The organism is Flavobacterium sp. FPG59, assembly GCF_002150205.1.
GTDB lineage: Bacteria > Bacteroidota > Bacteroidia > Flavobacteriales > Flavobacteriaceae > Flavobacterium.
The window spans coordinates 1-2,072 of sequence record NZ_MTCA01000329.1 but is presented as its reverse complement, the minus strand read 5'-3'; the positions used below and the strand labels follow the sequence as shown (position 1 = coordinate 2,072).

General features: G+C 30.6%; 2 protein-coding genes. Both read left to right on the top strand.

Annotated elements, in window-relative coordinates:
* Nucleotides 1–969: ATP-binding cassette domain-containing protein (locus FPG59_RS15635; RefSeq protein WP_140344709.1), on the top strand; the 969-nt coding region annotated here is incomplete at its 5' end.
* 22 nt (nucleotides 970–991) lie between these two features.
* The coding region (locus FPG59_RS15630) for a hypothetical protein (protein WP_086455471.1) at nucleotides 992–2,072 on the top strand (1,081 nt) is incomplete at its 3' end.

The window sequence follows — 2,072 nt, the reverse complement described above, 5'->3', positions numbered from 1 at the left end:
CTTTTTACAAGCATATTATTTTTTTCATTCATATATTATACGGTTTTAAATTCTAAAGATGCGGCAATGATGTCTGTAGGTTCATTTATGGCTTTTATCATTTCCTTTAACAAATTTTTAAATGATAGTTTAAGATTGAGTATGGCATTCATTTCTTCACTTAGTGTTATCCCTCTTTACGAAAGGGTTAAGCCAATTCTAGAAGAGAAACCTGAATCGATAGCGGAAAGTATTGATCCAGGTGAATTAATGGGTGAAATAGAATTGAATTCTATATCTTTTAGGTATTATGAAGATCAGCCTTTAATTTTAAAAAACATTACATTTAAGATAAAACCTGGTGAAATGGTTGCTTTTGTAGGAGCTTCAGGCTCTGGAAAATCTACTATTATGAGACTCCTTTTAGGATTTGAACATCCTGAATTAGGCTCAATATTTTATGATGGTAATACATTTGATACAATGAATAAAGAATTGACAAGACGACAAATAGGAGTAGTATTACAAAACGGAGCGCTTATGTCAGGAAGTATTTATCAAAATATTGTTGGTAATTCAGAATTAACATTAGATGATGCTTGGGCTGCTGCACGTATGGCTGGTATGGAAGATGACATAAAAAATATGCCAATGGAAATGCATACTGTTATTAGTGAGGGAGCTGGAACTTTTTCAGGAGGTCAAAGACAAAGATTAATGATTGCAAGAGCAATTGCACATAAGCCAAGATTATTATTTATGGATGAAGCTACGAGTGCTCTTGATAATAAAACTCAAAATATTGTTGCTGAAAGTTTAGATAAACTTCAAGCTACTCGTATAGTCATAGCACACAGGTTGAGTACTATAAAAAATGCTGATCGTATTTTTGTATTAGATAAAGGGGAAATTAAAGAATCAGGAACTTATGAAGAATTAATTCAAAAGGACGGATTGTTTACAGAACTTGCTAAACGTCAAATTGCTTAAAACTGTTCAATAAATTTAAGTTATGTTAAAAGAAGTTGACCATAATAGCAGCATTAGTATTTCTGAAAGACTTAAAAACTACTTGGAGAATAAATTTTTAGTAAAAAAAAACGTAACATCACCTTTTTTTGATGAGATTGATCTTGAATATTGGAGAGGGATTTCAACACGAGTTTCACAAGGGAAAATGGTGTTTAATGAATTAAAAAAATGCTATCCTCAATTGAATTTCCCAATACAATTAGGCATAGAAAAAACAGAATTTTATAAAGATATAGTGTTAAGAGGAAAAACAGTCGATGTGAATTTTCCTTTTTTACTCCACTTAAATGATTTTGAAAATATCACATTTAAAGTTCATAAAAGTATTTCTGGTTCAATACCCATAGTGACGGTTTCAAATAGTGAAGACTTCACAACGATTATACAGTCACTTTTATATAAAAATAACCCTAACCATGTTCCCCAATCAATGGGTGCCGTGTTAATAAACGGCATCAATAATTGGGAGAGATTGACCATTTTGAAAAACAAATGGTTAGCAACCAATACTTTTGGAAATTGGACAAAAGAGTTTACTTGTAATGTGTTGCCTAATAAAAACTTATATAAGGATAATTTAATTATTTTGAGTACAAAACCCTATAGTAATGTAGCAGCAAAACAATTGGGTTTGACTGAAGATATATGGTTATCCTATTCCATTTCGATAAGAGAAGAGCATGAATGTACACATTTATATACTCTTCAAAAATATGGGATAGCATCAAATAATTTACACGATGAGTTAATTGCAGATTATATAGGAATTGTAAAAACAATTGGATATTACAATAAGTCATGGATGTTGCACTTTATGGGACTTGAGGAGTATCCTAAATACAGAAAAGGAGCAAGGTTAGAAAATTATATTTTAGAGAATGAATTATCCCAAGATGATTTTAAACAATTAATAAAAATAATTAAAAGCGCAATTGATAACATTTTTATTTTTGATGAAACCTCTGGAAAATTACTCTCTACAATAGATCAAATGTGCAGGATAGACGCTCTTTGTAAAACAAGTTTAGAGGAATTGTCTTCTGCAAATGGAGCCAGTATAC